Origin of the sequence: Synechococcus sp. OH20 (assembly GCF_047502685.1) — a bacterium.
Taxonomy (GTDB): Bacteria; Cyanobacteriota; Cyanobacteriia; order Thermostichales; family Thermostichaceae; genus Thermostichus.
This window is the reverse complement of the sequence record NZ_JANSIQ010000035.1, coordinates 1-2202: the sequence shown is the minus strand read 5'-3', so window position 1 is coordinate 2202 and position 2202 is coordinate 1. Positions and strand designations below refer to the sequence as shown.

Sequence of the window (2202 nt, the reverse complement as noted above, 5' to 3'; positions counted from 1 at the left end):
GGCCCCTCTCCCTGAGGGAGCAGCCCCTCACCCCCGGCCCCTCTCCCTGAGGGAGAGGGGAGTTAGTAGGGATCCGTGCTGGATTAATCTGGAGAGAACTTTGACGTTGCTCGATCGGCCTTTCTCTTCCTTGCGAGTTTGCCTATGTCTGTTATCCGTGCTCTGCACCGCCAGTTGGTGAGCAAAGAGCGCTCAGCTGAGGAGATCGCGCGCGAATACCTGGAGCGCCTGCACCGGCTGGAGCCGCAGCTTAAGAGCTTTATTACTGTTACCGAGGAGCTGGCGCTGCAACAGGCTAGGGCGGTGGATGCCCGCATTCGCGCCGGGGAGGCGATTGGCCCGCTGGCCGGGATCCCGTTGGCTGTGAAAGATAACCTCTGCACCCAAGGGATCCGCACCACCTGCGCTTCTCGGATGCTGGAGGGGTTTGTGCCGCCCTATGAATCGACGGTGACGGCGCGGCTGGCGGCAGCCGGCATGGTGATGGTGGGCAAGACCAACCTGGACGAGTTTGCCATGGGCAGCTCCACGGAAAACTCGGCCTTCCAGCGCACCGCCAACCCCTGGGATCTGATGCGGGTGCCAGGGGGATCCTCAGGCGGGTCGGCGGCGGCGGTGGCGGCAGACCAGGCGGTGGTGGCCTTGGGATCGGATACGGGGGGATCCATCCGCCAGCCGGCGGCCTTCTGTGGCGTGGTTGGCCTCAAGCCCACCTACGGGCTGGTCTCCCGCTATGGGCTGGTGGCCTTTGCCTCTTCTCTGGATCAGGTGGGGCCGTTTGGGCGCACGGTGGAGGATGTGGCCCTGCTGCTGCAGGGGATTGCCGGCCACGACCCCATGGACTCCACCAGCCTTAGGGTGGAGATCCCGGACTACAGCCAGGCTTTGATCCCCGATATCAAGGGCTTCAAGATTGGCGTCATCCGCGACCTGCTGGGGGAAGGGTGTGGGGAAGAGACCCGCGCGGCTGTGCAAGCGGCCATCCAACACCTGCAGGAGCTGGGGGCAGAGATCCTGGAGATCGACTGCCCCAGCTTTCGCTACGGCCTGGCCACCTACTACATCATTGCTCCTTCGGAAGCTTCTTCCAATCTGGCCCGCTACGACGGCGTCAAGTACGGCCTGCGGGAACCTGCCGACTCGCTCTTGGCTATGTATGGCAAGACCCGCGCCCGCGGCTTTGGGCCGGAGGTGAAGCGGCGCATCATGATCGGCACTTATGCCCTCTCTGCCGGCTACTACGATGCCTACTACCTCAAGGCCCAGAAGGTGCGCACCTTGATCAAGCAAGATTTTCTGCGGGCCTTCGAGAAGGTGGATGTGTTGGTCAGCCCTACCACCCCCACGCCGGCTTTCAAAAGCGGCGAGCGGGAGGATCCCTTGAGCATGTACCTGTGCGACCTGATGACGATCCCGGTCAATCTGGCGGGCTTGCCGGGGCTGAGCCTGCCCTGTGGCTTTGCCGATGGGCTGCCGATTGGCTTGCAAATCGTGGGCAACGCCCTGCAAGAGAGCAAGGTGCTGCGGGTGGCCTATGCCTACGAGCAAAGCACCGACTGGCACCAGCGACGGCCCCCACTGGAGCAGCCTTCGATTGAAAAGACCCAGGGATCTGCTCCCGTCCAGCCCGGCAAAGGGAGCAAAAAAGCCAAAAGCTGAGGATCCAGCAGCTAGGCAATGCCCATCTGGTTGGCCGCCGAGAAGCGCTCCATAAAGCGCAGGAAGCGCTCCCACTCGGCTTCTGTTTCCATGTCGTAGATCACTTCCAGGGCCTTGAATTCCCCGTTTAGGAACTTGGCTTTGATGTTGCGGGTGGTCAGCTCCCCTTCTTCGTCGATCATCCGCATGCCAAGGATGTTTTGCGTGTCGGACTTCAGCTCCTCAAAGCGAAAAATGGCGGATCCCCGCTTGCCGGTTTTGGATTTCAGCAGCCGTACTTGGGTGGGCACTTCTGGAATGCCGGGAGAAAATTCGATACTGACCATGATGCTTAAAAAAATAACCGATTCAGGCCATTATAGTTGTTCCAGATACGATTAAGACACTTTGCCGCTAGCGGCCCAAACGCTCCGCGCCGCTCACGCGACCACCCCCAGCCCCTCTCCCTGGGGAATCCCCTCACCCCCAGCCCCTCTCCCTGGGGAATCCCCTCACCCCCAGCCCCTCTCCCTGAGGAATCCCCTCACCCCCAGCCCCTCTCCC

The 2202-nt window shown here is 61.9% G+C and carries 2 protein-coding genes; one reads left to right on the top strand and one right to left on the bottom strand.

All coding sequences use genetic code 11. The features are described 5' to 3' along the window. Positions 1-144 precede the first annotated feature (144 nt). The gene (gene gatA, locus NW826_RS07885) at positions 145-1659 is read left to right on the top strand and encodes an Asp-tRNA(Asn)/Glu-tRNA(Gln) amidotransferase subunit GatA (protein ID WP_414509844.1); all 1515 of its coding nucleotides are present in this window, start codon (positions 145-147) and stop codon (positions 1657-1659) included. A gap of 11 nt (positions 1660-1670) precedes the next feature. Here the strand turns inward: gatA and psb28 are convergent, their stop codons facing one another. After that, positions 1671-1985 carry a photosystem II reaction center protein Psb28 gene (gene psb28 / locus NW826_RS07880; protein WP_414509843.1) on the bottom strand — a complete coding sequence of 105 codons (315 nt, stop codon included), beginning with the start codon at positions 1983-1985 and terminating at the stop codon, positions 1671-1673. Positions 1986-2202: the final 217 nt, after the last annotated feature.

What these genes read in the sequence shown, in the direction of transcription:
- gatA (WP_414509844.1), top strand. Translation starts at nt 145, where the DNA reads ATGTCTGTTATCCGTGCTCTGCACCGCCAGTTGGTGAGCAAAGAGCGC.
- psb28 (WP_414509843.1), bottom strand. Translation starts at nt 1,985, where the DNA reads ATGGTCAGTATCGAATTTTCTCCCGGCATTCCAGAAGTGCCCACCCAA.